This window comes from Actinophytocola sp. (genome assembly GCF_036002505.1).
Classification (GTDB): Bacteria; Actinomycetota; Actinomycetes; order Mycobacteriales; family Pseudonocardiaceae; genus DASYTH01.
The window spans coordinates 1-1782 of the sequence record NZ_DASYTH010000348.1 but is presented as its reverse complement, the minus strand read 5'-3'; the positions used below and the strand labels follow the sequence as shown (position 1 = coordinate 1782).

Annotated in this window: 1 protein-coding gene; it reads right to left on the bottom strand. The window is 70.0% G+C overall.

Annotated elements, in window-relative coordinates; all coding sequences use genetic code 11:
• Nucleotides 1-306 precede the first annotated feature (306 nt).
• A complete protein-coding gene (locus VGR06_RS30410) occupies nt 307-1380 on the bottom strand; it encodes a hypothetical protein (protein ID WP_327562600.1) in 1074 nt (357 codons plus the stop codon).
• Nucleotides 1381-1782: the final 402 nt, after the last annotated feature.

Sequence of the window (1782 nt, the reverse complement as noted above, 5' to 3'; positions counted from 1 at the left end):
CCAGTAAGTGGTGGCGTGCTCCTTTCGGCTCGGTGCTCTTGCTTGAGAGGTACACCCGGGCGTGGCACTCCCGCAAGACCTAACGGAGCACTGCTAGCCGCCCGTTGACGGATGCTCGGTGACGATCACCCCGCCACCCTGGGCCTCGATGAACAACCTGCCGAAGTCCGTCGCGTCCTTGGTTGAGCTGTAGGTATGGCTTGGTAGTCGTCAGGAGAACAGGCGCGCGTCGGCTTGGGGATCGCCGGCCCATCGTTGCGATGCGGGGACACCGCCCCGGCGAGGATCCGGAGCGGCGCACCCGGCTCAGACCTGCGTACGGGCAAACAACCGAAGCCGGCTGAGCATCAGCACGGTCGCCTTGCCGCGGCGTGCGGTCACCGCCAGCCCGGTGCGCCCCGGATCGGAGAGGTAGGTCCCCGTCCAGACGCTACCGGACCGTTCCGCGGCGAACGTCCGCCCGCCGGGGGTGGTCCAGATCACGAACACCTTGCCGAACGAACTCGCCACCCGCGGGCGGAACGAAGCCGCGGTGGCGAAGGTATGGCTTTTGAACACCCCGCTGCCGTTGTCCGCCTCGACGGCCCGGCCGTCACGGATCCAGGCGATGAACGTGGTCGTCCCGGTCGTGAACAGATCGGGTTGCGTGTTCAGATTCCCCAGCGTGGCGAACGCCCGCGAGGACCAGGCGCCGTTGACACTGGTGGCGATGCGGAGGTCGGACACCTCCCCACGCGCGCCGTCGTTTCGCTCCCACGCCAGCACGGCGCCGCCACCCGACCGCCGGGCGAGGGTCGCTGCGGTGTCCCAGCGTGGATCGAACGTGATCCGTTGCCGGCTGCGGTCGGTCCCATACGTCTTGGCCTGGAACAGCTCATGCTGGGCGAACTCCCCCCCGGGACCGACCGGCTCGTCCCAGACGGCCCACCACGTGCCGCCGATCGCGATCACGTCACCGGTCGGCACGGTCGCGCCACCCAGGCCAACCGGGGACAGGCGGCGCCCCGGCGTGAAGCCGGCACGGGTCCGCTTGGTGATCCGCACGCCGTCGCTGGCCGCGTACAGCAGGTAGGTGTCGGCACCGTCCACGGCGACCCCGAGGACGACACCCCGATACGGGCTGAGCTGCCGAGTCCACGACGACCCGGAGCCCTGGAAGTACCAGATCTGGAAGGGGCAGCCCGGCCCGTTGTAGGTGGCGAAGCCGCGGGTCAGCCCATCAGGCCCGAGCGCGGCGTCACCGTCGGCGAAGATGAATGAGCACGGCGACGCTATGACCGTGGCGGGTGGACCAAAGGCGCTGATCGCGCTGGCCGGTGCGGCCACGGCAAGGACGGTGGCCAGGCTGAGGATCACGACAACAGCAACGCGGCGTCGCATCCAGGCCCCCTCGGGCTCGGCGCCCAACGGGGCGCAATCCCCTGGATGGTCGCCGCCGCGTGTGGAGATTGCAAGAGGCCGCGGTTCCCTCGCGATGGACGTGGCGGCTCCTGGAGTGGTGGTGGTGGAGGAGGAGGAGGAGCCGCCATCGAGGCAGGGGTGGTCACTGACGGCCACGCCTGGCGCTCGGTGATCATCGGCGGCAGCGTGTGAGTGCGGTGGGAGCATCCTGTGTGGGAGAAGTCAAGGGCGAGCCTGACGGTGGGCGGGCGTGGGGTCGTGGCTCGACCGGCGGGACGCGGGTCGAGTGGTGGGGTCGGGGTGTGCTGCTGGTCGGGGCGGTGCCCTGGCCGGTCTGCCCGGCTCTGCCTGGCGTGCAACCGGGGTTGTCCCAACATCCTG